Source organism: Pseudomonas aphyarum (assembly GCF_028657055.1).
Taxonomy (GTDB): Bacteria; Pseudomonadota; Gammaproteobacteria; order Pseudomonadales; family Pseudomonadaceae; genus Aquipseudomonas; species Aquipseudomonas aphyarum.
Map to the genome: position 1 here is coordinate 173,437 of NZ_JAMDGS010000013.1, position 24,803 is coordinate 198,239.

The 24,803-nt window shown below is 60.8% G+C and carries 23 protein-coding genes; 15 read left to right on the forward strand and 8 right to left on the reverse strand.

From position 1 onward, the window contains the following. Positions 1-53 precede the first annotated feature (53 nt). Entirely contained in the window at positions 54-1,547 is a 1,494-nt protein-coding gene (locus M5G18_RS20100; RefSeq protein WP_273897692.1) for a hypothetical protein, read from the forward strand. A gap of 12 nt (positions 1,548-1,559) precedes the next feature. Here the strand turns inward: M5G18_RS20100 and M5G18_RS20105 are convergent, their stop codons facing one another. Genes M5G18_RS20105 through M5G18_RS20115 form a run of 3 tightly spaced genes read right to left on the reverse strand, consistent with a single transcriptional unit; the run spans position 1,560 to position 3,239 of the window. Continuing rightward, positions 1,560-2,150, reverse strand: coding sequence for an LON peptidase substrate-binding domain-containing protein (locus M5G18_RS20105; RefSeq protein ID WP_273897691.1), 591 nt, complete (start codon positions 2,148-2,150; stop codon positions 1,560-1,562). Between the two features lie 10 nt (positions 2,151-2,160). Continuing rightward, complete coding sequence (locus M5G18_RS20110; RefSeq protein ID WP_007958637.1) at positions 2,161-2,877, reverse strand: LrgB family protein; 717 nt, start codon at positions 2,875-2,877, stop codon at positions 2,161-2,163. After that, positions 2,877-3,239, reverse strand: a complete 363-nt coding sequence (locus M5G18_RS20115; protein WP_007958636.1) for a CidA/LrgA family protein — start codon at positions 3,237-3,239, stop codon at positions 2,877-2,879. Before M5G18_RS20115 ends, M5G18_RS20110 begins: the two co-directional genes overlap by 1 nt. A gap of 193 nt (positions 3,240-3,432) precedes the next feature. Here M5G18_RS20115 and M5G18_RS20120 point away from each other — a divergent pair, with 193 nt between their 5' ends. The 4 genes from M5G18_RS20120 to M5G18_RS20135 all read left to right on the forward strand — a co-directional run bounded on the left by M5G18_RS20120 (position 3,433) and on the right by M5G18_RS20135 (position 9,234). After that, positions 3,433-3,888: a MaoC family dehydratase gene (locus M5G18_RS20120; protein ID WP_007909575.1), complete on the forward strand. Its 456-nt coding sequence runs from the start codon at positions 3,433-3,435 to the stop codon at positions 3,886-3,888. Between the two features lie 110 nt (positions 3,889-3,998). Then, positions 3,999-5,726, forward strand: coding sequence for a C13 family peptidase (locus M5G18_RS20125; RefSeq protein WP_273897690.1), 1,728 nt, complete (start codon positions 3,999-4,001; stop codon positions 5,724-5,726). A gap of 27 nt (positions 5,727-5,753) precedes the next feature. Beyond that, positions 5,754-6,395 carry an oxidoreductase gene (locus M5G18_RS20130; protein ID WP_007958634.1) on the forward strand — a complete coding sequence of 214 codons (642 nt, stop codon included), beginning with the start codon at positions 5,754-5,756 and terminating at the stop codon, positions 6,393-6,395. A gap of 244 nt (positions 6,396-6,639) precedes the next feature. Next, entirely contained in the window at positions 6,640-9,234 is a 2,595-nt protein-coding gene (locus tag M5G18_RS20135; RefSeq protein ID WP_273897689.1) for a hypothetical protein, read from the forward strand. Between the two features lie 43 nt (positions 9,235-9,277). Here the strand turns inward: M5G18_RS20135 and M5G18_RS20140 are convergent, their stop codons facing one another. The 4 genes from M5G18_RS20140 to M5G18_RS20155 all read right to left on the reverse strand — a co-directional run bounded on the left by M5G18_RS20140 (position 9,278) and on the right by M5G18_RS20155 (position 13,734). Continuing rightward, positions 9,278-9,562, reverse strand: a complete 285-nt coding sequence (locus M5G18_RS20140) for a YceK/YidQ family lipoprotein (protein ID WP_273897688.1) — start codon at positions 9,560-9,562, stop codon at positions 9,278-9,280. Continuing rightward, positions 9,555-10,202 carry a flavin prenyltransferase UbiX gene (gene ubiX / locus M5G18_RS20145; RefSeq protein ID WP_007958630.1) on the reverse strand — a complete coding sequence of 216 codons (648 nt, stop codon included), beginning with the start codon at positions 10,200-10,202 and terminating at the stop codon, positions 9,555-9,557. Before ubiX ends, M5G18_RS20140 begins: the two co-directional genes overlap by 8 nt. Then, a complete protein-coding gene (gene mpl / locus M5G18_RS20150; RefSeq protein ID WP_007958628.1) occupies positions 10,199-11,548 on the reverse strand; it encodes a UDP-N-acetylmuramate:L-alanyl-gamma-D-glutamyl-meso-diaminopimelate ligase in 1,350 nt (449 codons plus the stop codon). Before mpl ends, ubiX begins: the two co-directional genes overlap by 4 nt. 266 nt (positions 11,549-11,814) lie before the next feature. Further along, positions 11,815-13,734: a sigma-54-dependent Fis family transcriptional regulator gene (locus M5G18_RS20155; protein WP_273897687.1), complete on the reverse strand. Its 1,920-nt coding sequence runs from the start codon at positions 13,732-13,734 to the stop codon at positions 11,815-11,817. A 299-nt stretch (positions 13,735-14,033) separates the two neighbouring features. Between M5G18_RS20155 and exaC the strand changes: the two genes are divergently transcribed. The 10 genes from exaC (at position 14,034) to M5G18_RS20205 (ending at position 23,885) form a co-directional block, all read left to right on the forward strand. Next, the gene (gene exaC, locus M5G18_RS20160) at positions 14,034-15,554 is read left to right on the forward strand and encodes an acetaldehyde dehydrogenase ExaC (protein ID WP_007958625.1); all 1,521 of its coding nucleotides are present in this window, start codon (positions 14,034-14,036) and stop codon (positions 15,552-15,554) included. A gap of 201 nt (positions 15,555-15,755) precedes the next feature. Then, positions 15,756-17,126: an ethanolamine permease gene (eat, locus tag M5G18_RS20165; protein ID WP_011336115.1), complete on the forward strand. Its 1,371-nt coding sequence runs from the start codon at positions 15,756-15,758 to the stop codon at positions 17,124-17,126. Positions 17,127-17,206: 80 nt separating this feature from the next. Beyond that, positions 17,207-18,601, forward strand: coding sequence for an ethanolamine ammonia-lyase subunit EutB (locus M5G18_RS20170; RefSeq protein ID WP_273897686.1), 1,395 nt, complete (start codon positions 17,207-17,209; stop codon positions 18,599-18,601). Further along, positions 18,598-19,431: an ethanolamine ammonia-lyase subunit EutC gene (eutC, locus tag M5G18_RS20175; RefSeq protein WP_420793309.1), complete on the forward strand. Its 834-nt coding sequence runs from the start codon at positions 18,598-18,600 to the stop codon at positions 19,429-19,431. The genes M5G18_RS20170 and eutC overlap by 4 nt, the downstream gene beginning before the upstream one ends. Positions 19,432-19,547: 116 nt before the next feature. Further along, positions 19,548-20,009 carry a GNAT family N-acetyltransferase gene (locus tag M5G18_RS20180; protein ID WP_007958617.1) on the forward strand — a complete coding sequence of 154 codons (462 nt, stop codon included), beginning with the start codon at positions 19,548-19,550 and terminating at the stop codon, positions 20,007-20,009. A 227-nt stretch (positions 20,010-20,236) separates the two neighbouring features. Beyond that, a complete protein-coding gene (locus M5G18_RS20185; protein WP_273897684.1) occupies positions 20,237-20,887 on the forward strand; it encodes a DedA family protein in 651 nt (216 codons plus the stop codon). Positions 20,888-20,891: 4 nt separating this feature from the next. After that, a complete protein-coding gene (locus tag M5G18_RS20190) occupies positions 20,892-21,704 on the forward strand; it encodes a M90 family metallopeptidase (RefSeq protein WP_273897683.1) in 813 nt (270 codons plus the stop codon). A 114-nt stretch (positions 21,705-21,818) separates the two neighbouring features. Continuing rightward, positions 21,819-22,346 (forward strand): inorganic diphosphatase, encoded by a 528-nt coding sequence (ppa, locus tag M5G18_RS20195; protein WP_007933577.1) that lies wholly within the window; start codon positions 21,819-21,821, stop codon positions 22,344-22,346. Between the two features lie 221 nt (positions 22,347-22,567). After that, on the forward strand, positions 22,568-23,308 hold the full coding sequence (locus M5G18_RS20200) for a S24 family peptidase (RefSeq protein ID WP_273897682.1): 741 nt from the start codon (positions 22,568-22,570) through the stop codon (positions 23,306-23,308). A gap of 403 nt (positions 23,309-23,711) precedes the next feature. After that, a complete protein-coding gene (locus tag M5G18_RS20205; RefSeq protein WP_273897681.1) occupies positions 23,712-23,885 on the forward strand; it encodes a hypothetical protein in 174 nt (57 codons plus the stop codon). 102 nt (positions 23,886-23,987) lie between these two features. Here M5G18_RS20205 and M5G18_RS20210 read toward each other — a convergent pair whose 3' ends face one another. Then, positions 23,988-24,800 (reverse strand): YfaP family protein, encoded by an 813-nt coding sequence (locus M5G18_RS20210; protein WP_273897680.1) that lies wholly within the window; start codon positions 24,798-24,800, stop codon positions 23,988-23,990. Positions 24,801-24,803 lie beyond the last annotated feature (3 nt).

A 24,803-nucleotide genomic window follows, 5' to 3' on the forward strand; every position in this document is an offset into this window, starting at 1 on the left:
CCTTGCATCACCGAAACCCGGGAGCCACCCCGCCTGCACCTGACACACCTCAATTGCCGAAAATCGAGGTATCCGACTTACCCGTAACCTCGCGCGAAACGACGACCGGATTGACCAGCTACCTGTTGAGCCCCGGACTCCTGCGCAACATGCAGCCGCCCAACGAGGACGGCCTGCGCTATATCGTCGGCCGCGCGTTCGCGGATGTGAAAGACAGCGGCACGGTGTACGTGGAGTTCGATGCGAACCTGGGCACCTATCGGGCCATGGACCTGTACAAAAAGTTGTCCCCCGGGCCTGCGCTCTACAGAAACAACGGCGACTCGACCTGGAGCCCGGCCTCACACAATTCCTTGAAACGCCCCTACCCGCAGGCCGGCGAAACCGATACCCACGTGCCAGCCAAACAACCACTGACCTCTTCATTGTCGGCGCATGAAGCCACCACCCGATTGCTGAACGACTCACTGCTCACGATGCATCCGCTGATGACCCTCGGCCAGCGCGTCGAGCTGCTGCGTTCCTATAATCTGTCGCCGCGACAACACATTCAGTTGCACAGCGATCTGACCGCCAATCCCCGGGTGATGCCGGCGTGGGCCGAACAGCACCACATTCGTTCCCGGGACGTGAACGATGCGACCCGATTCGATCAGCTGCATGAAGAAATCGAACCGCTGCTCCTGCCCGTGAGAAACGGAACACTGCGCAGCGACCTGGTCGATTTCGACAAAAGCGTTACTGGTGAATTTCTCGAGGCCTTTCTCACCAGACTGGGTTACCTGCGCAACAGCAGCGACTGCCTGTACCGCACCGATATCCCGGGCCTGTTCAGGGCCGATGAGCGCACCCCGTTCGAGTTCTACAACGACGGGCGCATGCTGCCTCGCCTGAAACATCCCCGCGGCGCCACGACCGGGAAACCGATCAGCGCCACGGTCAGCCACAGGCTGGTCAAGATGTATGGCGGCAGGGGCACCGAAGCTCCCGATCCGCAATACCTGCGTTACAACAGCCAGAGAAACAAGTACCCCGGCAGGAAACCGGGCGAGTCCGACAACGACTCGGGGGAATCCGATAACGACTGGTCCGATGCATCGGACATAGAGCTGGACGACGAGCGCAATTACGAGACGACCCGCCACAATCAGCAGTTCATCTTCTCTTACGTCATCGATACACGAAGGATGGAAGTGGTCCTCAACGAGGAAAACCATCTGCTCAATCCGGCAGCACTGGAAAAAAATGCCTGGTTTCCCGATGACGAACTCGAAGCCCTGATTTCAACGTCGAAGCGAGGCATCGAATCGGAACGCCTCTGGCTGCTTGACTCGACGTTCACCCGCGCCGCGAAGGTCGACGACGTTGCCGCCCTCGCCCAAAGCAGCTACATCGGCAGCGACATCGAGGCGCGGACCCACAGCGGCGTGGCCAATCAACGTGAATACGATGCCTTGATCGATAAGGTGGCCAAGGCCGGCAAGCCGATCCTTTCATTGCCGAGCGGCAAGGACTGGTTCGCCAACGACATCGTCTGGCCCGAATAAGCGAACCGAGTCTTAAGCGAACAGTTCGCCCTGCAATTCATCGAGCAGCGCCTGGATCGCATCCAGTCGCTGCTGAGGGTCGTCAAGTTGCAGCAAGTCGATCTTGTCTTCCTCGGCGAATGGCAGCAGATACGCCAGCTGATTGGCCAGTGATTGCTGTCCCGCCGCTTCGATGCCCATGTTCAGCGCTTCGACCATCGGGTGTTCGGCCAAGGCCTTGAGCAGCGCCACCAGATCGGCGGCTTCATCCTGCAGTGGTTGCTCGGGTTCTTCGTCCAGCCACTCGACCTCGGCCATGATCAGTTGATCACGCTGCACTTCAGTGCGCTGCACGATGAACCGCCGCCCGCCCTGCACCCGGATGCCCAGCAGCCCGTTGTCCTGCTGCTGGAAATCGGTGATGCGCGCTTCGCAGCCGACCATGGCGAAACCTTCCGGCGCGACGCCGACTTCGCTGCCTTCCAGGATGCACACCACACCGAATCCGCCGCCCTGTTTCATGCAGCGGCCGATCATGTCCAGGTAGCGCGCTTCGAAGATCTGCAAATCCAGATTGCAGCCGGGAAACAGCACCGTGTTCAGTGGAAAAAGCGGCAGACTCATAGACATTTCCTTACACCACCATCGACACCGCCAACGGCAGGAACACCGCCGTGGCCACGCCCATCAGACTCATCGCCAGCGCCGCGAAGGCGCCGCATTCATCGCTTTCCTGCAACGCCACCGACGTGCCGACCGCATGCGCTGTCATGCCCAGCGCCATCCCGCGCGCCTCCGGGCTGTGCACGCCCAGACGCGTCAGCAGGGCCGGACCGAAGATCGCGCCGATCACCCCGGTGATCAACACAAACACCGCCGCCAATGCCGCGACACCGCCGATCTGCTCGGCCACCAGCATGGCGATCGGCGAGGTCACCGACTTGGGCGCCATGGTCATCAGGATCATGTGATCGGCACCGAACCACCAGCCCAGCGCCACGCCCATGCCCGTGGCGACCACGCCGCCTATCACCAGCGTAGTAAAAATCGGCCAGAACAATTGGCGGATGCGTCGCAGATTCAGATACAGCGGCACCGCCAGCGCAACGGTCGCCGGGCCCAGCAGAATGCTGAGGATCTCGGTGCTCTTGCGGTACTCGGCGTAGGTCAGGCCGCAGCCGACCAGTACGCCGATCACCAGCAGCATCGAGACCAGCACCGGTTGCAGAAAGATCCAGCGGGTTTTCTCGAACGCCGCCAGCACCAGTTGATAAGCACCGAGGGTGATGCCGATGCCGAACAGGGGATGGTGAATCACCGACGCCCAGGCACCTTGCCAGTCGAACAGCATCAGGACTCCTCCGAATGCGGCGCGTGACGTTTGACCAGCCGCTGCATCAGCACGCCGGCGAAGGCCATCGACAGAATCAGCGAGACCACCAGCGCACCGACGATGGCCCAGAAATCCGCGGCAATCGCCGTGGCATACACCATCACGCCCACCGCCGGCGGCACCAGCAGCAACGGCAGATAACGCAGCAGGCTGCCGGCGGCGAGGTTCAGCGGTTCGCCGACTTCACCGCGCACGATCAGAAATACCAGCAACAGCAAAAGGCCGATGATCGGCCCCGGCAGCACCGGCAACAGCAAATGATTGAGGGCCGTGCCGAGCAATTGAAACAGCACCAGCATGGTCAGGCCACGTAGCAACATCCGTCATCTCCGTCTTACTTTCCAACCCGCAAGTCGTCGGCATTATAAGCACGCCTGCGCTATGGATCGGCATTCGCCAAAAGCATGGTCGGTTGACCTGAGCAAATCGCCATGATGATCTACAGTGGTTCGCAGGGCGGTCAAATCCCCCACCTGAAAAACTATAAAACCGATGAACCCAAGGAGAGTCTCAATGCCCTATGTTCCAGTTGCAGAGCTCAAAGATTATGTCGGCAAGGAACTCGGACGTTCCGAATGGCTCACCATCGATCAGGAGCGCATCAACCTGTTCGCCGAAGCCACCGGGGATTACCAGTTCATCCATGTCGACCCGGTCAAAGCCGCGCAAACGCCATTTGGCAGCACCATTGCACACGGTTTCCTGTCGTTGTCGCTGATCCCAAAACTGATGGAAGACATCCTGATCCTGCCGCAAGGCGTGAAGATGGTGGTCAACTACGGCCTGGACAGCGTGCGTTTCATCCAGCCGGTCAAGGTCAATTCCAAGGTCCGGCTCAAGGTCGATCTCGGTGAAGTGACCGAGAAAAAACCTGGCCAGTGGCTGCTCAAGGCCACCGCCACCCTGGAGATCGAAGGCTCGGACAAACCGGCCTACATCGCCGAACCGCTGTCGCTCTGCTTCGTTTAAGCGCCTGGATGCGAAGCGGCTCACGCTGTTTCGCATCCGCTCCTCCCCGCCGGCTGTATAAGGTCACATAGCTGCGGCATACTCGGTCGCCTAATTGCCCGGATCCCGCTATGCGCTCATTCGCTCCTCTTGCTCCCCTTGCCTTGACCCTGTTGCTGGCCGCGTGTGGCGACGGCGAATCGCTGTTGCCGCCGGATGCGCGCCTGCCCGACGGCGGCCGCTATCGCGGTGAACTGGTCGATGGCTTGCTGCAAGGTCAGGGCCGGGTCGACTACCCCAACGGCAGCTGGTACGCCGGGGCGTTCGACAAGGGGCAATGGCATGGCCAGGGCGAATGGCACGGCAGCAATGGCGAGGTCTATCGCGGCAACTTCCAGCAGGGACTGTTCGACGGCCAGGGCACGCTGACCACCACGGCCGGCAGCTACACCGGCGGTTTCAAGCTGGGCCGACGCGACGGCGAAGGCACCCTCAAAGAAAACGCGATGACCTATCGCGGCGAATTCAAGGCCGACCAGTACTCCGGGCTCGGTCGCCTCGAGCTGGATGACGGCAGTTCCTATCAGGGCCAGTTCGCCCACGGCAAACCCAACGGCGAAGGCCAGCGCGGCGATGCCAGCGGCAATCAGTTCACCGGCCACTTCGTCAACGGCCAGCTCGAAGGCAACGGCACCTTCAACAGTGCCGACGGTGACATCTACGTCGGCGGCTTCAAGAACAATCAACTGCACGGCAAGGGCCGCTACGAAAACGCCGATGGCGATGTCTGGCTCGGGCAGTTCAAGGAAGGCGCGCTGACCGGCAAGGGCGAACTGATCGGCGCCGATGGCAGCCACTACATTGGCTACTTCAATGATTGGCGCTTCAGTGGTCAGGGCCGGCTGAACCTGTCCGATGGCAGTTTCTACGTCGGCGGATTCGACAGCGACAGCTATTCCGGACGCGGCACTCTGGTGCTCACCGATGGCAGCGTGCTCAGCGGCACCTGGATCAATGGCCAACGGGTGCGCGATGCCGACGGCAAGTTGCTGCCCGACACCCTCGAACTCGGCTTGCTGGCCCAGGGTCGTCTGCTCGACGAGGCGCTGGCCAATGTGCCGGCCTCGACCCCGGCGGTGGAGCTGTTCACCCTGACCCTCGGCGGCGACGGCAAGCAGAGCGTGTTCCTGCGTGAATCCGACTACGTGGCCAACATGCTCACCAGCCGTTTCGGCGCGTTTGGCCAGATTCGCCTGGTCAACCATCGCGACCACCTCGGCGACCGGCCGATGGCCACCCGCGAAAACCTGAGCCGCGCAGCCCTGACCCTGGCCGAACGCAGCGGCCCGGAAGATCTGGTGTTCATCTACCTGACCAGCCACGGCACGGCCGAGCACGAACTGGTACTCGACCAGCCGCGCATGGAACTGGCCGACCTGCCCGCCGACGAACTCGCCGCCGTGCTCGCGCCGCTGAAGAACCGCGACAAGATCATCGTCATTTCCTCGTGCTATTCCGGGGGCTTCATTCCGGCGTTGAAGGATGAACGCACGCTGATCATGACCGCCTCGCGCGCCGACCGCGTGTCGTTCGGCTGCTCCGAGGAGGCCAACTTCACCTACTTCGGCGATGCCCTGTTTGCCCAGGCGCTGAACCAGACCGACGACCTGGAGCAAGCCTTCAAGCTAGCCAAGGCCACCGTCGCCGAGCGCGAACTGGCGGATAACTTCGAAGCCTCTGAACCGCAGATCTGGGCGCCGAAAACCGTGCTGGCGCACTGGCAACTGCTGCGTAAACAGCAAGCGAGAAAAGCATTGCAAAGTGCTGCGTTGAACGACGGAGCGATAAAGAGCAACTAAGCTGAACAGTATCAAGGGAGAGACACTATGTACTTGACGCCTCAGCATGTCTTGCTTGCCGGAGCCACCGGATTGACCGGTGAACATCTGCTCGACCGCCTGCTCAACGAGCCGACGATCAGCCGCGTCCTTGCCCCCTCACGCCGGCCGCTGGCCGAACATCCGCATCTGGAAAACCCGGTCGGCGATCCACAGACCTTCCTGCCGCAACTGGCCGGTCGCGTCGACATCGCCTATTGCTGCCTCGGCACCACGATCAAACAGGCCGGCTCCGAAGAAGCGTTTCGCGCCGTGGATCTGGACATGGTGGTGGCGTTCGCCAAACGCGCCCGGGAAATGGGCGCACGGCACCTGATCGTGATCAGTGCCCTGGGGGCTGATCGCCGATCCTCGGTGTTCTACAACCGGGTCAAAGGCGAGATGGAATACGCATTGCGCGCGCAGGACTGGCCGCAACTGACCATTTGCCGGCCATCGCTGTTGCTCGGCGAACGCAGCGAGCCGCGCCTGGGCGAACAGCTAGCTGCGCCGTTCTCAAAACTGATTCCCGGCAAGTACCGCGGCATCGAAGCCTGCCAACTGGCCCGCGCCATGTGGCGTCTGGCGCTGGAGGAGCAAGATGGTGTGCGGATCGTCGAGTCGGATGAGCTGAGAAAACTCGGCAAATAAGTTCACTCGTCACACAGGTTCAACGCAGATCCCGGGCAGCCATTCCAATGAAGTCCGAAGATCTTGCGTTGAACTGCCCGACATCTGAAATGAACTGAATCTAATCAACCCGCGTGTCGTAACCATCTACCACGTCCCCCCTCCCTTTCATCGATAACGTGCCCTCAAGCACACCTGCGTCTACGGCCATCCCGCCACGGGATGACACCACAGCACGTCAGGCAATCAATGAAAGGATTACTTGATGGCACCGCAAACAAAAACGTCGAAAGGCCCCAGCAAAACGCCCCCCACCCTTGACAGGTCGACTCCGGAATCGTCGTCGACTCAGCGTCATGATTTTCCGGGTTTGATTCGCCCCCCGGAAACAGGCACCACCGTCCACCCCACGGACCCGCCTGCACCCCATTCTTCAAGTGACACATTGCCCGCGATACAGATCAGGGATCTGACCCACCCGGCGGGAGGCACTGAAGACGGCTCAACCAGCAACCCACACGCGAGCGAATCGATCCGTCACTACGAACTGCCTACGCAACTGCGAACACGATTGCCCGCCGTCAATACCGAAGGGTTGCGGGTCTACAGGGGGCGCATTTATGCCGAGGTGCAATACACCACGACAACCACGGTCATGGTGGCCTGGGACGAAGCCCTCGGAACCTACCGAGCCATGCGACCACAGGAACTGCAACCGTCGGGCCCCTTCCTGTACCTCGACACCCAGAGCAATACCTGGCGGGTCGGCGAGCCGCAGATTGTCCGTCAGCCCCTCGAATCGACGGTACACCGACAGGTAGAAAACACCGACGATAACCCGGGACAGAAACCTCAGACCCAACGGCAGGAACAGGTACTGACGCAACCGGACATGACAACGATTTACGTCGACACCCGACACTACGTATGGAACAAAGACGCCATCAATCACCATGGCTATGTGGTCCTGCACCGAAAAATGCGCCGGGGCGACTCGGTCGGGCCGCTGCTGCATCATGCGTTCATGGACGATGGCGGCTCGTTTGTCAGTGTTGAGCCTTCCGCTTCAAGAATCGATCAACCAGCCGAACTGTTGCCTGCCTGGACAGACCGCGACATCTGGGATCTCTACGGGATACAGGGCGCAGAAATCACCCGTTTCCGCACCGAAGCGCACAGCGCTGGCAAGAAACCTCTGTGGGCGACCGTTCGGGCGCAACGGATGGAGAACGCCTACCTGTTTGACGAGCTCTACCGCTGGTCTGGCATGGACATGGATCGCGGCATGTTCGACAGCCTCCTGAACCATCAAAACCGCACACCCGCCCAATGGGCAGAACACCTCGAATCAGTCACCTTGCACCGCAGCACATCTGGCCCGCAAACGCCGTTGCCAAGCCCGCCGACACCCGGCTCGCCCTCTCCACGCCCATCAACACCCGACACTTCCAGGACAGCGGATGCCATGATTGCCTACGGTGATCAGCGCCACTACACCTGGGATCTCGACAAGTCGAATTTCCATGGTTATGTCGAGATGCAGCGCAAGCCTGGCCTTAATGACAATCATGGGCCGCTTACCCAACTGGCATTTCGTGAAGGTGCCAGACTCACTGTCGTCAAACCCACCGATTATCCGATCTACAAAGAGAGTGTTCTGCGCCCCTTCTGGCGGGACATCGACATCTGGAACCTTTACCGGATCGAAGGACCCGACATCGCACGCTTTCGTCGGGACGTTGCGCTCCATCAGAAACCGCCTGGCTGGGTCAAACAACGGGAATACCCTTCCCAGCGTGAACAATTGATCGACTACCTGCGGCTATGGAGCAATCCTGATTCTCCACTCAAATCACGAGAGCAAATCGTCGCCCGGTTCCAGCCCTACAATCTTTCTGTCCAGCAACTGGTGCGACTGAGCAACGAGCTGTCGCCGACGGGGCAGTTCAACAACCTGATCAATGATGAAATGCCTGCGTGGGTCAGGACCCATCAAGAACGCACCCGGCTGGTAACCAACGAAAAACTCTTCGATCCGTTTCTGCCGGAAATCGATGCTGAAATCATCCAGCTGAGAAATCACGGAGAAGGCACCAGCCTGCTGAAGGCCAGTCTGACCGAACCCTTCTTTCAAGAGCTGTTGCGGCTCAGCGGCTTCAAACGCAACAAACACAATTATCTGTACAGAACCGACATTCCCGCCGTATTCAAAGTGGATGACCGGACACCTTTCGAAATAGCCCGGCCCGCGGCCATGGTTCCACGCGTGATATCGGCGGTGGGCGCCACGAGCGAGATACCTGTCAGTGCAATGTTCAGTCTGAAGACGGCCATGGACTTTGCGAACGAAACCAGGGGAGTGACAGGCAAGGAGGCGCACCAGACAACCAGCGGTACTACGACGCCCCCCACTCAACGCATCCTGTTTTGCTACCTGCTCGATACCCGCAATGTGGAGGTCGTTGCAGGGCAAGACAATCGCGCCTACAACCCGACGCGGCTCGAACGAAGCCCCACGGACGGCAAAACGTTGTTCCCGAGCATGAGGATGGAGGGCCATGTATCGATGTCGTCGATCGGCTTCACGTCGAGGCGCGTCTGGCTGGTCAACTCAGGCATGACTCGCGCGGCGACAGTGGAAGATATTCATTTGCAGGCACTGAAGCACGCCACGGGATCGGATCAGAACCCTGCCGATGCCATCGAAGCACGCACACGGGCAGGAGAATTGAACCGGAAAGAATATGACGCGTTGATCGATGAGGTGGCGAAAGCTGGCAAGCGCGTTATCGAATTGCCTGAGCGACAGGACATATTCTCCGACGACATTGTTTTTCCGCCCGAAACGATCACGTTGTAAGGAGCTTCATTGGCACGCTCCTGTGGGGTCGTGCCAATGTTTTTCATAACCCGCCAGTCGCCTGAAACCCGACACCCAGCACCGTCAGCAACGACAACGGCAACAGCAGCGTATCGAGCAATGCGCTGGCCGGCAGGTCGACTCCAGGATAGCTCGGCGCCTCGGCGCCGAACCGGTCCATTGCACAACACCCGCCATTCATTGCATACAGATCCAGCCGGGTGCCGGAATACACCACCGGCGCGCCGGGCTTGGCGGCATCCAGCGTGCGCGCCGTGGCGCAGCCGGTCAGTTGCAAGATCAGCAGAATCGCCAGCAGCTTATTCATCGCTGCTCAGGTGATGTTCGCCCCAGCGCGGCAGCATGTCCTGGGGAATGCCCAGCAGATTGAGAATCCGCGCCACCACGAAATCGATCAGGTCATCGATGGTCTGCGGCTGGTGATAGAAGCCTGGCGAGGCCGGCAGGATGGTCACACCCATGTTCGACAGCTTGAGCATGTGTTCCAGGTGAATGCTCGAATAAGGCGCCTCGCGCGGCACCAGAATCAGCTGGCGACGCTCCTTCAAGGTGACGTCCGCCGCCCGTTCGATCAGGTTGTTACAGGCGCCGGTGGCAATGGCCGACAAGGTGCCGGTCGAGCACGGCACCACCACCATCGCCGCCGGAGCGCCGGAGCCCGAGGCCACCGGCGACATCCAGTCTTCCTTGCCATACACGCGAATCTGCCCGGCGGACGCGCCGGTGTATTCGGTGAGAAACGCCTGCATCATTTGCGGCTTGGCCGGCAGCGACACGTCGGTCTCGGTGGCCATCACCAGTTGCGCGGCCTTGGAGATCAGGAAGTGCACCTCGCGATCCTCGCGCACCAGGCAGTCCAGCAGGCGCAAGCCGTACTGGGCGCCGGAGGCGCCGGTCATCGCCAGTGTGATGCGCTCGGGGCCATTGCTCGCCAGACGCGTATTCATTTAAGCGCCTCGGCGAGTTTGCCGTGCAGGCCGCCGAAGCCGCCGTTGCTCATGATCACCACGTGGGTGCCGGGCTGGGCCTGGCTCTTAACGCGTTCGATGATGCCTTCCAGCGAATCGCTGACGATCGACGGCACGGTGCACAACGCGGCGGTGCCTGCCAGATCCCAACCGAGGTTGGCCGGGGCGTACCAGATCACTTGATCGGCATCGACCACGCTGTCCGGCAGACCGTCACGGTGGGCGCCGAGCTTCATCGAGTTGGAGCGCGGTTCGATGATCGCGATCAGCGGCGCATCGCCAATGCGTTTGCGCAGGCCATCAAGGGTGGTGGCAATTGCAGTCGGGTGGTGGGCGAAGTCGTCGTAGATGGTGATGCCGCGCACTTCCGCGACTTTCTCCATCCGGCGTTTGACGCTCTTGAATGCGCTCAACCCTGCGATGCCCATCGACGGTACAACACCGACGTGACGCGCGGCGGCCAGAGTGGCCAATGCGTTGGCAACGTTGTGCTGGCCGGTCAGTTCCCACTCGACCACGCCCTGGGACACGCCTTCGAACATCACTTCGAACGCCGAGCCGTCGTCTTTCAGCAACTTGACCTGCCACTGACCGCCGGCACCGGTGGTTTGCACCGGGGTCCAGCAACCCATCTCGATTACACGCTGCAAGGCCGGTTCGGTGGTCGGGTGAATCACTAGGCCTTCGCTCGGGATGGTCCGCACCAAGTGGTGGAACTGCCGCTCGATGGCCGGCAGATCGGGGAAGATGTCGGCGTGATCGAACTCAAGGTTGTTGAGGATCGCCGTGCGCGGACGGTAGTGGACGAACTTCGACCGCTTGTCGAAGAACGCGCTGTCGTATTCGTCGGCCTCGATCACGAAGAACGGCGTGCCGCCCAGACGTGCCGACACCGAGAAATTCTGCGGAACGCCGCCGATCAGGAAACCCGGGCTCATGCCGGCGTGTTCCAAGACCCAGGCGAGCATGCTGCTGGTGGTGGTCTTGCCGTGCGTACCGGCAACCGCCAGCACCCAGCGACCTTGCAGCACATGGTCGGCCAGCCATTGCGGGCCAGACACGTACGGCAGACCTTTGTTCAGCACATACTCCACTGCCGGATTGCCGCGGGACATGGCGTTGCCGATCACCACCAGATCCGGTGCCGGGTCAAGCTGCGCCGGGTCGTAGCCCTGAGTCAGCTGAATGCCTTGGGCTTCGAGCTGAGTGCTCATCGGCGGATAGACGTTGGCATCGGAGCCGGTCACGTGATGGCCCAGCTCTTTGGCCAGAACCGCCATCGAGCCCATGAAAGTCCCGCAGATACCCAGAATATGAATGTGCATAGTCGACCTCGTAAAACATGGCCGCAGGTTAGCGCAGGGAGGTGAAAACCGCATCCTTTAGCTGATGGAGCCGGGTGAGTGGATCACAACATCTCGGCCCGACTGGAGACTGTTACCCTCACCCCAGCCCTCTCCCGGAGGGAGAGGGGGCCGATTTGTGTGGCATTCAGAGTCTGAGTTCGACCGGATATCTCATGTCGACGTAACTTTAGAGAACACATCGGTCAGTTCCCTCTCCCTTGGGAGAGGGCTAGGGTGAGGGGGCTCTAACTGACACGCCGCTCGATCCCATGCTTGCGCAGCTTTCTATAGAGCGTATTGCGACTGACGCCCAGTTGCTGCGCCGTGTGGGTCATATGCCAGCGCGTGTGTTCCAGCGCATTGAGCAACGCCAGCCGCTCGGCATCTTCCAGCGGCTGCCCGGATGACACTTCATCGGTTTTGACCAACAGCGGCTGCACCTGCCGAAACATCGCGGGCAGATCCTCCAACCCGATCCGCCCTTCATCGCACAACGCCGCCAGCGTGCGCAGCACATTGCGCATCTGCCGCACGTTGCCCGGCCAGTTGAAGCCCAGCAGTGCCTGGCGCGCAGCTTCGTCGATCAGGATCGTTTCCCCGCCCGCCTCTTCGGCCAGCAGAAAATCCAGCAGCTGCGACTTGTCACTGCGCTCGCGCAACGGCGGCAGCGCCACTTCCAGCCCGTTGAGCCGGTAGTAAAGGTCTTCCCGGAAACTGCCGTCGCCGACCCGCTCCAGCAAATTACGGTGTGTGGCGCTGATGATCCGCACGTTGACTGCTTCCGGCTCGCCGCCGATCGGCACCACTTGCCGGTCTTCCAGCACCCGCAGCAGACGGGTCTGCAAGGCCAGCGGCATATCGCCGATTTCATCGAGGAACAGCGTGCCGCCATCGGCCTGCTGCAACTTGCCGCGCATGCCGTCCTTGCGCGCACCGGTGAAGCTACCGCCGCGATAACCGAACAGCTCGCTCTCGATCAGGCTCTCGGGAATTGCCGCGCAGTTGAGGGCGACGAACGCTTTGCCGGCGCGCTGGCTGGCGTTGTGCACAGCCTTGGCGAATGCCTCTTTGCCGGAGCCTGTTTCACCGTTGATCAGCAGCGGCACGTCGCGCTCGAACACCCGCAGCGACTTGCGGAAATCTGCCTGCAACGCGGCATCCCCCAGGCAAATGCCTGCAAGACGCGGCGCTTCGACAGGCGCGGGAACCGGCGCTACCGGCAGCGGCCGTCGGGTTTCGCCGCGCAATACCGCAAACAGGTGCCGCCCATCACGAGTGCGCAACGGCCAACTGGCGCTGGCATTGACACTGGCGCGCCCGAGCAATTCATCCAGCGAACAATCGAAAAACGCCTCCACCGGTTTGCCCAGCAAGCCGCCACGGATGTGCCCGAGCAGGTTCAAGGCGCTCTGGTTGACCGCACTGATCCGCCCTTCCCCGTCAAACGCCAGCAACCCTTCGCTGAACAGCCCGACAGACTCGGCCTGGAGATGGAAGCGCAACAACCATTGGTTATCGAAACAGCGCAGGAAATAGCAGCTCTCGATCATCTTCGCCGACAGATTGACCAGCGCCATGGTGTGGAACTGGCTCTGCCGCGATACGTCATGCCGCGCCGAGGAAACATCGAGCACCGCCAGCAATTCACCGTGCGGGTCGAACACCGGACTCGCCGAGCAGGTCAGGCCGGTGTGGCGGCCGCGAAAGTGTTCGTCTTGATGGATGGTCAGGGCCTGACGTTCCACCAAGCAGGTGCCGATGCCGTTGGTGCCTTCGCAGGCCTCGCTCCAGTCGGAACCCAGCCACAGGCCGGCGCGTTCGAAGATCTTGCGTTCGGCGGGCGCGGTGACGCAGTTGAGGATCACCCCGCGCGCGTCGGTCAGGAGTACCGCATGACCGGCGCCGGAGAGTTGTTGATGCAGGCTGCTCATTTCATTGCCGGCGATCTGCAACACCTGTTGCAGCCGTTCGCGGCTTTCGAGGACGCGACCGTGTTCGAGCACGGTCGGCGCCATGGTCAGGGCCGGGTCGAGGTGATAGTCCTCAAGACAACGCAGCCACGAGCGGGCAATCGACGGGTCGGCACCGGGGCCGTGCAAGTGCGGCTTGCCCTGGGTGACGGTGAGAACCTGTTGGGCATGGCGACTCAAATGGTTGTCGTGCATTTCTTATTATTCTCCCCGAGGCTCATCGGCCCATGCGTGAAGTGGTGCCCAGCATCCTCCAGCCAACCGGTCTTTGCAATGCTGGCAAGACCGTCCGGTCACGGGTTGTGCCAGAAGCGGTACAAACTGTCACCCGAGCTGTACCGATACCGTCACAGGCGCTTGCCATTTGTCCGACAGAAATCACGCAAGGCCTTGATTTGCCTGACCTGCACGGCAGTGGCCCGACCTTTGCTCTACGCTTATAGCAAGCGCTCATCCGCGTCTCTCTGATAAGTACAACAGCCAAGGAGAACATCATGCGTTACGCTCACCCCGGTACTGAAGGCGCCAAAGTCTCGTTCAAGAGCAAGTACGGTAACTACATCGGCGGCGAGTTCGTCGCGCCTGTCAAAGGTCAGTACTTCACCAATACCTCGCCAGTAAATGGCCAACCGATTGCCGAATTCCCGCGCTCCACGGCCGAAGACATCGAAAAAGCCCTGGACGCCGCCCACGCCGCTGCCGATGCCTGGGGTTCCACTTCCGCCCAGGCGCGCTCGCTGATCCTGCTGAAAATCGCCGACCGCATCGAACAGAACCTCGAAACCCTGGCGATCACCGAAACCTGGGACAACGGCAAAGCCATCCGCGAAACCCTCAACGCCGACATCCCGCTGGCCGCTGACCACTTCCGTTACTTCGCCGGGTGCCTGCGCGCCCAGGAAGGCAGCGCCGCCGAAATCGATGGCAACACCGTCGCTTATCACATTCATGAACCACTGGGCGTGGTCGGCCAGATCATCCCGTGGAACTTCCCGATCCTGATGGCCGCGTGGAAACTCGCCCCGGCTCTGGCCGCCGGCAACTGCGTGGTACTCAAACCTGCCGAGCAAACTCCGCTGGGCATCAGCGTGCTGCTGGAATTGATCGGCGACCTGCTGCCGCCGGGCGTGCTCAACGTGGTGCAAGGGTTCGGCAAAGAAGCCGGCGAAGCCCTGGCCACCAGCAAACGCATCGCCAAGATCGCCTTCACCGGCTCGACCCCCGTCGGTTCGCACATCATGAAATGCGCCGCCGAAAACATCATTCCGTCGACCGTGGAACTGGGTGGCAAGTCGCCGAACATCTTCTTCGAAGACATCATGCAGGCCGAGCCAAGCTTCATTGAAAAAGCCGCCGAAGGCCTGGTGCTGGCGTTCTTCAACCAGGGCGAAGTCTGCACCTGCCCGTCTCGTGCACTGGTTCAGGAATCGATCTATCCGCAGTTCATGGAAGCGGTGATGAAAAAGGTCAGCCAGATCAAACGCGGCGACCCGCTCGACACCGACACCATGGTCGGCGCCCAGGCGTCCGAGCAGCAATTCGACAAGATCCTTTCGTACCTGGAAATCGCCAAGGGCGAAGGTGCCGAACTGCTGACCGGCGGCAAGGTGGAAAAACTCGAAGGCAACCTGGCCTCCGGTTATTACATCCAGCCGACCCTGCTCAAGGGCACCAACAAAATGCGCGTGTTCCAGGAAGAAATCTTCGGCCCGGTGGTGAGCATCACCACCTTCAAGGACGAAGCCGAAGCCCTGGCGATTGCCAACGACACCGAGTTCGGCCTGGGCGCCGGCCTCTGGACCCGCGACATCAATCGCGCGTATCGCATGGGCCGCGCCATCAAGGCCGGTCGTGTGTGGACCAACTGCTACCACCTGTACCCGGCGCACGCCGCGTTCGGCGGGTACAAGAAATCCGGCGTCGGCCGTGAAACCCACAAGATGATGCTCGATCACTACCAACAGACCAAAAACCTGCTGGTGAGCTACGACATCAATCCGCTGGGCTTCTTCTAAAAAACCGGGCGACACCGAACTATCGGTGTCGCCCTTTTCATCCCGATGACAATCCCTGGCCTGGCCGCTCTGGCACGGGCCTTGCGTACCCGTCATTCAAGAATTGCGTGAACACTGCCGCTGCGTGAACAGCATCCACCCACTCAACCGCTGCACCCGAAAGTCCAACAGATCGAACAATAAAAAAGACAGAGAGGACTTATGACTTCCACCACACAGCTCAAACCCACACTCGGCACCCTGCACCTCTGGGGCATTGCCGTCGGCCTGGTGATTTCCGGCGAATACTTCGGCTGGAGTTACGGCTGGGGCACGGCGGGAACCCTGGGTTTCCTGGTCACGGCCCTGATGGTCGCCACCATGTACACCTGCTTCATCTTCAGTTTCACCGAACTGACCACCGCGATTCCCCATGCGGGCGGGCCGTTTGCCTACAGCCGTCGGGCGTTCGGCGAGAAAGGCGGACTGATCGCCGGGATCGCCACCCTGATCGAATTCGTGTTCGCCCCGCCGGCCATCGCCATGGCCATCGGCGCGTATCTGAATGTGCAATATCCGGGACTCGACCCCAAACTCGCAGCGGTCGGCGCGTATTTCGTGTTCATGACCCTGAACATCCTGGGCGTCAGCATCGCCGCGACCTTTGAGCTGGTGGTGACCGTGCTCGCCGTCGCCGAATTGCTGGTGTTCATGGGCGTGGTCGCACCGGGCTTCAGCTTCAGCAACTTCGTGCTGAACGGCTGGTCGGGTGCCAATGAGTTCACGATGGGCTCGATTCCCGGTATTTTCGCGGCGATCCCCTTCGCGATCTGGTTCTTCCTCGCCATCGAAGGCGCGGCCATGGCGGCCGAGGAAGCCAAGGATCCGAAGCGCACCATTCCACGGGCCTATGTCAGCGGCATCCTGACCCTCGTATTCCTGGCCATCGGCGTGATGGTGATGGCCGGCGGCGTCGGCGACTGGCGTCAACTGTCGAATATCAACGACCCGCTGCCCCAGGCGATGAAAGCGGTGGTCGGCAACAATTCGACGTGGATGCACATGCTGGTGTGGATCGGCCTGTTCGGTCTGGTAGCGAGCTTCCACGGGATCATCCTCGGCTACTCGCGGCAGTTCTTCGCCCTGGCCCGGGCCGGTTATCTGCCGAAAGGCCTGGCCAAACTCTCACGCTTCCAGACGCCGCACCGGGCGATCCTGGCCGGCGGCGTGGTCGGCATCGCGGCGATCTACAGCGACGGACTGGTCAATCTGCAAGGCATGACCCTGACGGCGGCGATGATCACCATGTCGGTGTTCGGCGCCATCGTGATGTACATCATCAGCATGCTCAGCCTGTTCAAACTGCGCAAAACCGAGCCCAACCTGGAACGCACCTTCCGCGCGCCGGGCTATCCGGTGGTGCCGGCCATCGCGCTGTTTCTGGCCGTGGTGTGTCTGGTGGCGATGGCCTGGTTCAACACGCTGATCGGCTGCGTGTTCCTTGGTTTCATGGCCGCCGGCTACCTGTACTTCCAGCTGACCGCCAAGCAACGCTCCGAAGCCCCGGCAGACGCTATGCTCGAAGGTATCTAAACGCTAACTGAGCTGCACCGGCATCGGGCCTCGGGCTCGGTGCCCGCACTAAAAGCATTCATTCAGGAGGAACGCGCCCAATGGCCGCATTTGCCCATACCGTCGGCGCCCAGACCTACCGCTTCGACAGCCTCAAGGACGTGATGGCCAAGGCCAGCCCCGCGCGTTCCGGGGACTTCCTCGCGGGCGTCGCCGCGCTCAACGATGGCGAGCGAGTGGCCGCGCAAATGGCGCTGGCCGACATCCCGCTCACGCATTTCCTGCAGGAAGCGCTGATCCCCTACGAATCCGATGAAGTCACCCGACTGATCATCGATAGTCACGACAAACAGGCCTTTGCGGTCGTCAGCCATCTCACAGTTGGCGGATTTCGCGACTGGCTGCTGAGCGAAGCGGCTGACGAGACCAGCCTGCGTGCCCTCGCCCCCGGCCTGACGCCGGAAATGGTCGCTGCCGTGTCGAAGATCATGCGGGTGCAGGATCTGGTGCTGGTGGCGCAGAAGATCCGTGTCGTCACCCAATTTCGCGGCACCCTCGGCCTGCGTGGACGGTTATCCACAAGGCTGCAACCCAATCACCCGACCGACGAACCGTCCGGCATCGCCGCGAGCATTCTCGACGGTCTGCTGTACGGCAACGGCGACGCCATGATCGGCATCAACCCGGCCACCGACAGCATCGCCTCGATCTGCGCGATGCTGGAAATGCTCGACGCGATCATCCAGCGCTACGACATTCCGACCCAGGCCTGCGTGCTGACCCACGTCACCACGTCTATAGAAGCGATCAACCGTGGCGTGCCGCTGGATCTGGTGTTCCAGTCGATTGCCGGCACCGAAGCGGCCAATGCCAGTTTCGGCATCAACCTGAATATCTTGCAGGAAGGCTATGACGCCGGGCTGAGCCTCAATCGCGGCACGCTCGGGCAGAACCTGATGTATTTCGAAACCGGCCAGGGCAGCGCGCTGTCGGCCAACGCTCACCATGGCGTCGATCAACAGACCTGCGAGACAAGGGCCTACGCCGTGGCGCGCCATTTCAAGCCGTTTCTGGTGAACACCGTCGTAGGATTTATCGGCCCGGAATACCTCTACAACGGCAAACAGATCATCCGCGCCGGCCTCGAAGACCACTTCTGCGGCAAGTTGCTCGGCGTGCCGATGGGCTGCGACATCTGCTACACCAACCACGCCGAGGCCGACCAGGACGACATGGACACCCTGCTGACCCTGCTGGGCGTGGCGGGGATCAACTTCATCATGGGCATCCCCGGCTCCGACGACATCATGCTCAACTACCAGACCACCTCGTTCCACGACGCGCTCTACGCGCGCCAGACCCTGGGCCTGAAACCGGCGCCGGAGTTCGAACAGTGGCTGGCGAACATGGGCATCTTCACCCAGGCGGACGGCAAGGTCCGCTTCGGCAACAACCTGCCCCCGGCCTTCCGCCAGGCCTTGGCGCAACTGGGATGAGTCAGATGGAAAAACCGCCCGTCGATCCGCAAAACCCGTGGCTGGAGCTGCGACGTCTGACCCCGGCGCGTATTGCCCTCGGTCGTACCGGCACCAGCCTGCCGACCCGTGCACAGCTGGATTTCCAGTACGCCCACGCCCAGGCTCGGGACGCGGTGCATTTGCCGTTCGATCACGCAGGGCTCAGCGCCCAACTGACCGAGCGCCAGCGTGACAGTCTGCTGCTGCACAGTGCGGCGGCGGATCGCAACAGCTACCTGCAACGCCCGGATCTGGGGCGCAAGCTGAGCGATCAATCGGCGCAAAACCTGCGCGAATACGCCCAGGCGCATCCGGGCGGCGTGGATCTGGTGATTGTGGTGGCGGACGGTCTCTCGGCGCTGGCGGTGCATCGGCATACCCTGCCGTTCCTGACCCGCCTGGAAGAACAGATGAGCGCCGACGAATGGTCAACAGCGCCGGTGGTGCTGGTGGAACAGGGCCGCGTGGCGATTGGCGATGAAATCGGCCAGTTACTGGGCGCCAAAATGGTCGTGATGCTGATTGGAGAGCGTCCGGGCCTCAGTTCGCCGGACAGCCTGGGTTTATATTTCACCTACAATCCAAAGGTCGGCCTCACGGATGCTTACCGCAATTGCATCTCCAATGTGCGGCTGGAAGGGCTCAGTTACGGCATGGCGGCGCATCGCTTGCTGTACCTGATGCGGGAAGCCTGTCGGCGACAGCTGTCGGGCGTCAATCTGAAGGACGAAGCGCAGGTTCAGACGCTGGAATCGGAAGCCGGTGCAGACATGAAGAGTAATTTCCTACTCGATCCGCCCCCAGCCTGAACCGTTTCCGCATTGCCTTTCTGCGCGGGTTTGAGGCAGGATCGATGCACGGCCGCCCGGGTTTCCCATCGCCGTCAGAGCACGTGAAGACAGCCACTTGAAGGACGAGACCTACCATGCGGATTATCCAAGCGACCCTCGAACACCTGGATTTGCTGACCCCGTTGTTCGTTAAGTACCGCGAGTTCTACGGCTCCCTGCCTTATCCGGACTCGTCCCGGGCCTTTCTCGAAAAGCGCCTGCGACGCAAGGAATCGGTGATCTACCTGGCCCTGGCCGATGACGACGACAAGAAGCTCATGGGCTTCTGCCAGCTCTACCCGAGCTTTTCCTCCCTGTCGCTCAAGCGCGTATGGATCCTCAACGACATCTACGTCGCCGAAGACGCCCGCCGCCAGTTAGTCGCCGACAACCTGATCCGCACCGCGAAGAAAATGGCCAAGGAAACCCAGGCCGTGCGCATGCGCGTCTCCACCAGTGCCGACAACGAGGTGGCGCAGAAAACCTATGAATCCATCGGGTTCAAGGAAGACACCGAGTTCAAGAACTACGTGCTGCCGATCAGCGACGAGCTTTGATTTCGGAGTGCCCTGCGGGGAGGGAGCAGACTCCCTCCCCAAAATGAATTCCAACCCGACATTTATTCACACCGACATCCCCCGCTACAAAACCAACGCGCTTTTCACCCTTCAGCCCGTATAATCCCGATCTTTCCGGCTTGTAAGAAAAACTACACCCGCTTGTAGGCTTACACGAAGTCATCCGCACAGGTCTGCCGAGTCAGGCCGTCACCACAGGTGCCTCCATGGATTTCAACCCGCTCGACCTTATCCTGCATCTCGACGTTTACCTCGACCTGCTGGTGAATAATTACGGGCCATGGATCTACGCCATCCTGTTTCTGGTGATCTTCTGCGAGACCGGTCTGGTGGTGATGCCATTCCTGCCGGGTGATTCCCTGCTGTTCATCGCCGGCGCAGTGGCTGCAGGCGGCGGCATGGATCCGGTATTGCTGGGCGGCCTGCTGATGCTCGCGGCGATCCTCGGTGACAGCACCAACTACGTGATCGGACGAACGGCGGGCGAGAAGCTGTTCAGCAACCCGAACTCGAAAATCTTCCGCCGCGATTACCTGCAACAGACTCACGACTTCTACGACAAGCACGGCGGCAAAACCGTGACCCTGGCGCGCTTCCTGCCGATCATCCGCACCTTTGCACCGTTCGTGGCCGGTGTCGCGAAGATGCCTTATCCGCGTTTCTTCGGTTTCAGCGTGTTCGGCACGGTCCTGTGGGTCGGCGGTCTGGTGACGCTGGGCTACTTCTTCGGCAACGTACCGTTCATCAAGAAGAACCTGTCGCTGCTGGTGGTCGGCATCATCCTGCTGTCGCTGATTCCGATGATCATCGGCGTGGTTCGCAGCCGTTTCGGCGGCACCAAAGCCCAATCGCACTAAGCCGATGTGGTCGCTCAGCGCCTGGCGCCGCCGGCGCATTCTGGCCAGGCACCCGATTGCCGACGATATGTGGCAACGGGTGCGCCATCACCTGAGTTTTCTAGATGGCATCAGTGCCGCTGAAGACCAGTGGCTGCGCGAAGCCAGCGTGTTGTTCCTCGAAGACAAACACCTGACCGCCCTGCCCGGCGTCGAGCTGCACCAGGAACAACGCCTGCAGCTTGCCGCCCAGGCGCAATTGCCGCTTTTGCATCTTGGCGATCTGAACTGGTATCAGGGTTTCCACGAAATCGTCCTCTACCCCGACGACTTCCTCAGCCCTCAGCGCCATCGCGATGCCAGCGGCGTCGAGCATGAGTGGGACGGCGAACACAGCGGCGAAGCCTGGCAACAAGGGCCGATCATCCTCGCCTGGCCCGGGGTGATGGCCAGTGGTGGCTGGGAAGGCTACAACCTGGTGATCCACGAGCTCGCACATAAACTCGACATGCTCAACGGCGACGCCAACGGCCTGCCGCCGCTGCACGCCGACATGCGGGTCAGCGACTGGGCCGAGGTGATGCAGGCGGCATACGACGACCTCAACCGCCAGCTCGACCGCCATCCCGACGCCGAAACCGCCATCGACCCGTATGCCGCCGAGAACCCGGCAGAATTCTTCGCCGTCACCAGCGAGTACTTCTTCAGCGCTCCGGATCTGCTGCACGAGGCTTATCCACAGGTGTATGCGCAGCTGCAGCTTTTCTACCGCCAGGATCCGTTGGCGCGCCTGAAGCAACTTCAGGCCACCGACCCGGTCTATCAGGCTCACGAGTAAAGGTCTGCACGACTTCCGGTACGTGGCGTCCACGGCAGAATATGCCTATAATCGCCGCCACTTTTTGGTCAATCCGGCCAAGTGTTTTTGGTCAACTAACGGGGGCAACGCCCAATGAGCTACAGCAAGATTCCGGCTGGCAAAGACCTGCCGAACGACATCTACGTCGCGATCGAGATCCCGGCCAACCACGCGCCGATCAAATACGAAATCGACAAAGACAGCGATTGCCTGTTCGTTGACCGTTTCATGGCCACCCCGATGTTCTACCCGGCCAACTACGGTTACATCCCGAACACCCTGGCTGACGACGGTGATCCCCTGGACGTGCTGGTTGTAACCCCTTACCCGGTTGCTCCAGGTTCGGTGATCCGTGCGCGTCCGGTCGGCATCCTGAACATGACCGACGACGGCGGCGGCGATGCCAAAGTCATCGCAGTTCCACACGACAAGCTGTCCCAGCTGTACGTGGACGTGAAGGAATACACCGACCTGCCAGCCCTGCTGATCCAGCAGATCGAGCACTTCTTCGCGAACTACAAAGATCTCGAAAAAGGCAAATGGGTGAAAATCGAAGGCTGGGACGGCGCTGACGCTGCCCGCGCCGCGATCACCAAGTCGGTTGCTGCCTACAAAGGCTAAGCCTCGCGACCTGCGACACGCTTGAAGAAAACCCCGGTTGATCCGGGGTTTTTTGTGCCTGGTCGAAGGGTGATTAAACAGCTTGTTTATAGCGGCCTACAGAAAAGTTTTGGTGTGTGTAATTTCCCACAAGGACGTCTTACATCCCGTCGCAAAATTTGCCCTGATTTTGAACGCAAGGTTTATTCAAACCGCTCTAGGCCGGTCGTAGACTCGTGTTTATGAGAAAGAACACTAGCGGTCCAAGATTCAAGGCACTCCTGGAAGCTGCGAACATCACCACCACGGGATTCGCAAAGTTCTGGGGCACGGAAGCCCAAAACGTTCATAACTGGTACACCCGGGGCGTACCCGCGTACCGCATGGAAGAAGTTGCACGCCTGCTGTCCGTCAACAGCCAATGGCTGAAGACCGGCGAAGGCCCGAAAGACGCCCCGCACCTGCATACAGAGTCGGGCGACATCCTCGATGCCCATGCCATTCGCGGCGTGTACACGGTGCTCGAAACCAACGACATCGAACTGCCACTCTACAAAGAAACCCCGACCGCCCCCGGCTCCGGCAAGACCCACGTCATCAAGGACCCGGAACAAACCATCCGCCTGCCCCGCAGCCACCTCGAAGCCCTGGAAATCCGCCACACCGACGCCATCTGCACGCACATGATCGGCAACAGCATGGCCGAGAAAATCGAAGACGGCTCCACCCTCGCCATCGACCGCGGCCTCACCCAGGTGGTGGACGGCGAAATCTACGCCATCGAACACGACGGCATGCTGCGCATCAAATACCTGCACCGCATGCCCGGCAATGCATTGCGCCTGCGCAGCCACAACAGCGCGGAATATCCGGACGAAATCTTCCGGGCCGCGCAGATCGAGGAGCAGAGGATTCATGTATTGGGGTGGGTGTTCTGGTGGTCGACTCTGGGGAAGCGGCGGCCGGTGGTGCCGTTTCTCTGATCTGTATTGGCTCCAGAGCGGTGAGTCTCTCCACCTGCTGGCGATGAGGCCCGGATAGTCGGTACAAATTCGGTTTTTTTCCCGGATAGAACGCTCTATCCCGTACTTCGCACTGGGAATCCCCAACAAAACTCAGTATCCTGCGCCCCACATTCGCGCATCGACCCGCCAAGCGGCCCAGATGACGCCTGACGCGGCAGACCACTGTCTGACCAAGTCCCACAGCCGGACGCAAGATCCGGATGTACGTTTTGAAGGCTGGCGCGGTTTACCAAAAATAAACCAAGCCAGTCCCCGAGAAGCCGGCCACAAGCCGGCTTTTTAATGCCTGAAAGAAAACCAGATCTACCGTCCAGAAATCTTCCTTGTTACCGTAACGGCAAACTCCTTGCGGCGCTCCATCATGGACTCCACCAAAATCCATAGTGATGACGGTCAGAAGCCTCACTTCTCTGATCCGGATCAGTTACTGCTCGAAGCAGAGTTACGTTGCAAGGAGGATGTGGCGCTTATCGCCGCAGTCAACGAACGTCTTGTCACCCCTCAGCGAGTCAAGATAAGCCTGGATGACTTGTAACGTGGAATCCCGTCGAGCCGTAGTTTCGGGAGATTTGATCCCTCAATCGGGCAACAGGCTGCTGCCCAACTCAATTGTGCAACAGCCCGTTGCACAATCGCCTCACGGATAACTAAACGACTTCACCAACGTCAACTCCCCCACCGCCCGCATCGGCACCAGGAACGTCTCCATCTTCTCGCTCGGCGTCCCTTCCTCTGTAATCACCGTCACCTGCGCTGTGGTCAGCGGCTGCACCGCCTCTTCCCCACCCTCATCATCCCCGCGATAGCCACCGCCGAAGTAGTTCACATACACCAGATACTGCCCCTTGATCGGTGCCGGCATGGCGAAGATTTCCGGGCCGTAGCCGGTGGTCACGTCAACATCCAAAGCCGCGCCGTTGGGCGCGACGCGGTCGCCGTACCAGATATGCGCGCCGTCGGGTGTGATCAGGTGCAGGTCGAGGTCGGTGCCATCACTGTCCCACGCCAGCAACACTCGCAGTTTCGCCGGAGTAGCGCCGCCGCTGGCGTTGAGGAACTGCGTGCGGTGCCGTTGCTGGCCGTCCGGGCTGCGAACTTCGACGCTGTTGCTGCCATTGGGGAAGGAGAACGGGCGATCGAAGCGGCCGCTGTCGTCGATTTTCAGCGGCATGCTGACGCCGTTGACGATGAGGCGGCCGGGCTCTTTGTTCTTCGGGGTTGCTTTGATTTCGCCGCTGATGCGGGCGGTGTTGGCCTGGCCGATCGGGGTGTTCACCGAGGAGGCCGGGTAGTTGACGGTCTGGCGGAAGCTTTCGCCCTCGCCTTCGGGCGCGCCGCTGCGCCAGCCGCCGACTGGAGTGTCGAGTTTGACGCTGTCGGCGGCCATCGCCATTGACAATGCATTAAGCGCGCAGAGCAACAGCAAGACCTGTGGATAACGGAGTGTCATGGT

Excerpts from the sequence above, each read along its gene's own strand:
- M5G18_RS20105 (WP_273897691.1), bottom strand. The coding sequence starts at position 2,150 with ATGAGTCTGCCGCTTTTTCCACTGAACACGGTGCTGTTTCCCGGCTGC.
- M5G18_RS20110 (WP_007958637.1), bottom strand. The coding sequence starts at position 2,877 with ATGCTGTTCGACTGGCAAGGTGCCTGGGCGTCGGTGATTCACCATCCC.
- M5G18_RS20115 (WP_007958636.1), bottom strand. The coding sequence starts at position 3,239 with ATGTTGCTACGTGGCCTGACCATGCTGGTGCTGTTTCAATTGCTCGGC.
- M5G18_RS20120 (WP_007909575.1), top strand. The coding sequence starts at position 3,433 with ATGCCCTATGTTCCAGTTGCAGAGCTCAAAGATTATGTCGGCAAGGAA.
- M5G18_RS20125 (WP_273897690.1), top strand. The coding sequence starts at position 3,999 with ATGCGCTCATTCGCTCCTCTTGCTCCCCTTGCCTTGACCCTGTTGCTG.
- M5G18_RS20130 (WP_007958634.1), top strand. The coding sequence starts at position 5,754 with ATGTACTTGACGCCTCAGCATGTCTTGCTTGCCGGAGCCACCGGATTG.
- M5G18_RS20135 (WP_273897689.1), top strand. The coding sequence starts at position 6,640 with ATGGCACCGCAAACAAAAACGTCGAAAGGCCCCAGCAAAACGCCCCCC.
- M5G18_RS20140 (WP_273897688.1), bottom strand. The coding sequence starts at position 9,562 with ATGAATAAGCTGCTGGCGATTCTGCTGATCTTGCAACTGACCGGCTGC.
- ubiX (WP_007958630.1), bottom strand. The coding sequence starts at position 10,202 with ATGAATACGCGTCTGGCGAGCAATGGCCCCGAGCGCATCACACTGGCG.
- mpl (WP_007958628.1), bottom strand. The coding sequence starts at position 11,548 with ATGCACATTCATATTCTGGGTATCTGCGGGACTTTCATGGGCTCGATG.
- M5G18_RS20155 (WP_273897687.1), bottom strand. The coding sequence starts at position 13,734 with ATGCACGACAACCATTTGAGTCGCCATGCCCAACAGGTTCTCACCGTC.
- exaC (WP_007958625.1), top strand. The coding sequence starts at position 14,034 with ATGCGTTACGCTCACCCCGGTACTGAAGGCGCCAAAGTCTCGTTCAAG.
- eat (WP_011336115.1), top strand. The coding sequence starts at position 15,756 with ATGACTTCCACCACACAGCTCAAACCCACACTCGGCACCCTGCACCTC.
- M5G18_RS20170 (WP_273897686.1), top strand. The coding sequence starts at position 17,207 with ATGGCCGCATTTGCCCATACCGTCGGCGCCCAGACCTACCGCTTCGAC.
- eutC (WP_420793309.1), top strand. The coding sequence starts at position 18,598 with ATGAGTCAGATGGAAAAACCGCCCGTCGATCCGCAAAACCCGTGGCTG.
- M5G18_RS20180 (WP_007958617.1), top strand. The coding sequence starts at position 19,548 with ATGCGGATTATCCAAGCGACCCTCGAACACCTGGATTTGCTGACCCCG.
- M5G18_RS20185 (WP_273897684.1), top strand. The coding sequence starts at position 20,237 with ATGGATTTCAACCCGCTCGACCTTATCCTGCATCTCGACGTTTACCTC.
- M5G18_RS20190 (WP_273897683.1), top strand. The coding sequence starts at position 20,892 with ATGTGGTCGCTCAGCGCCTGGCGCCGCCGGCGCATTCTGGCCAGGCAC.
- ppa (WP_007933577.1), top strand. The coding sequence starts at position 21,819 with ATGAGCTACAGCAAGATTCCGGCTGGCAAAGACCTGCCGAACGACATC.
- M5G18_RS20200 (WP_273897682.1), top strand. The coding sequence starts at position 22,568 with ATGAGAAAGAACACTAGCGGTCCAAGATTCAAGGCACTCCTGGAAGCT.
- M5G18_RS20205 (WP_273897681.1), top strand. The coding sequence starts at position 23,712 with ATGGACTCCACCAAAATCCATAGTGATGACGGTCAGAAGCCTCACTTC.
- M5G18_RS20210 (WP_273897680.1), bottom strand. The coding sequence starts at position 24,800 with ATGACACTCCGTTATCCACAGGTCTTGCTGTTGCTCTGCGCGCTTAAT.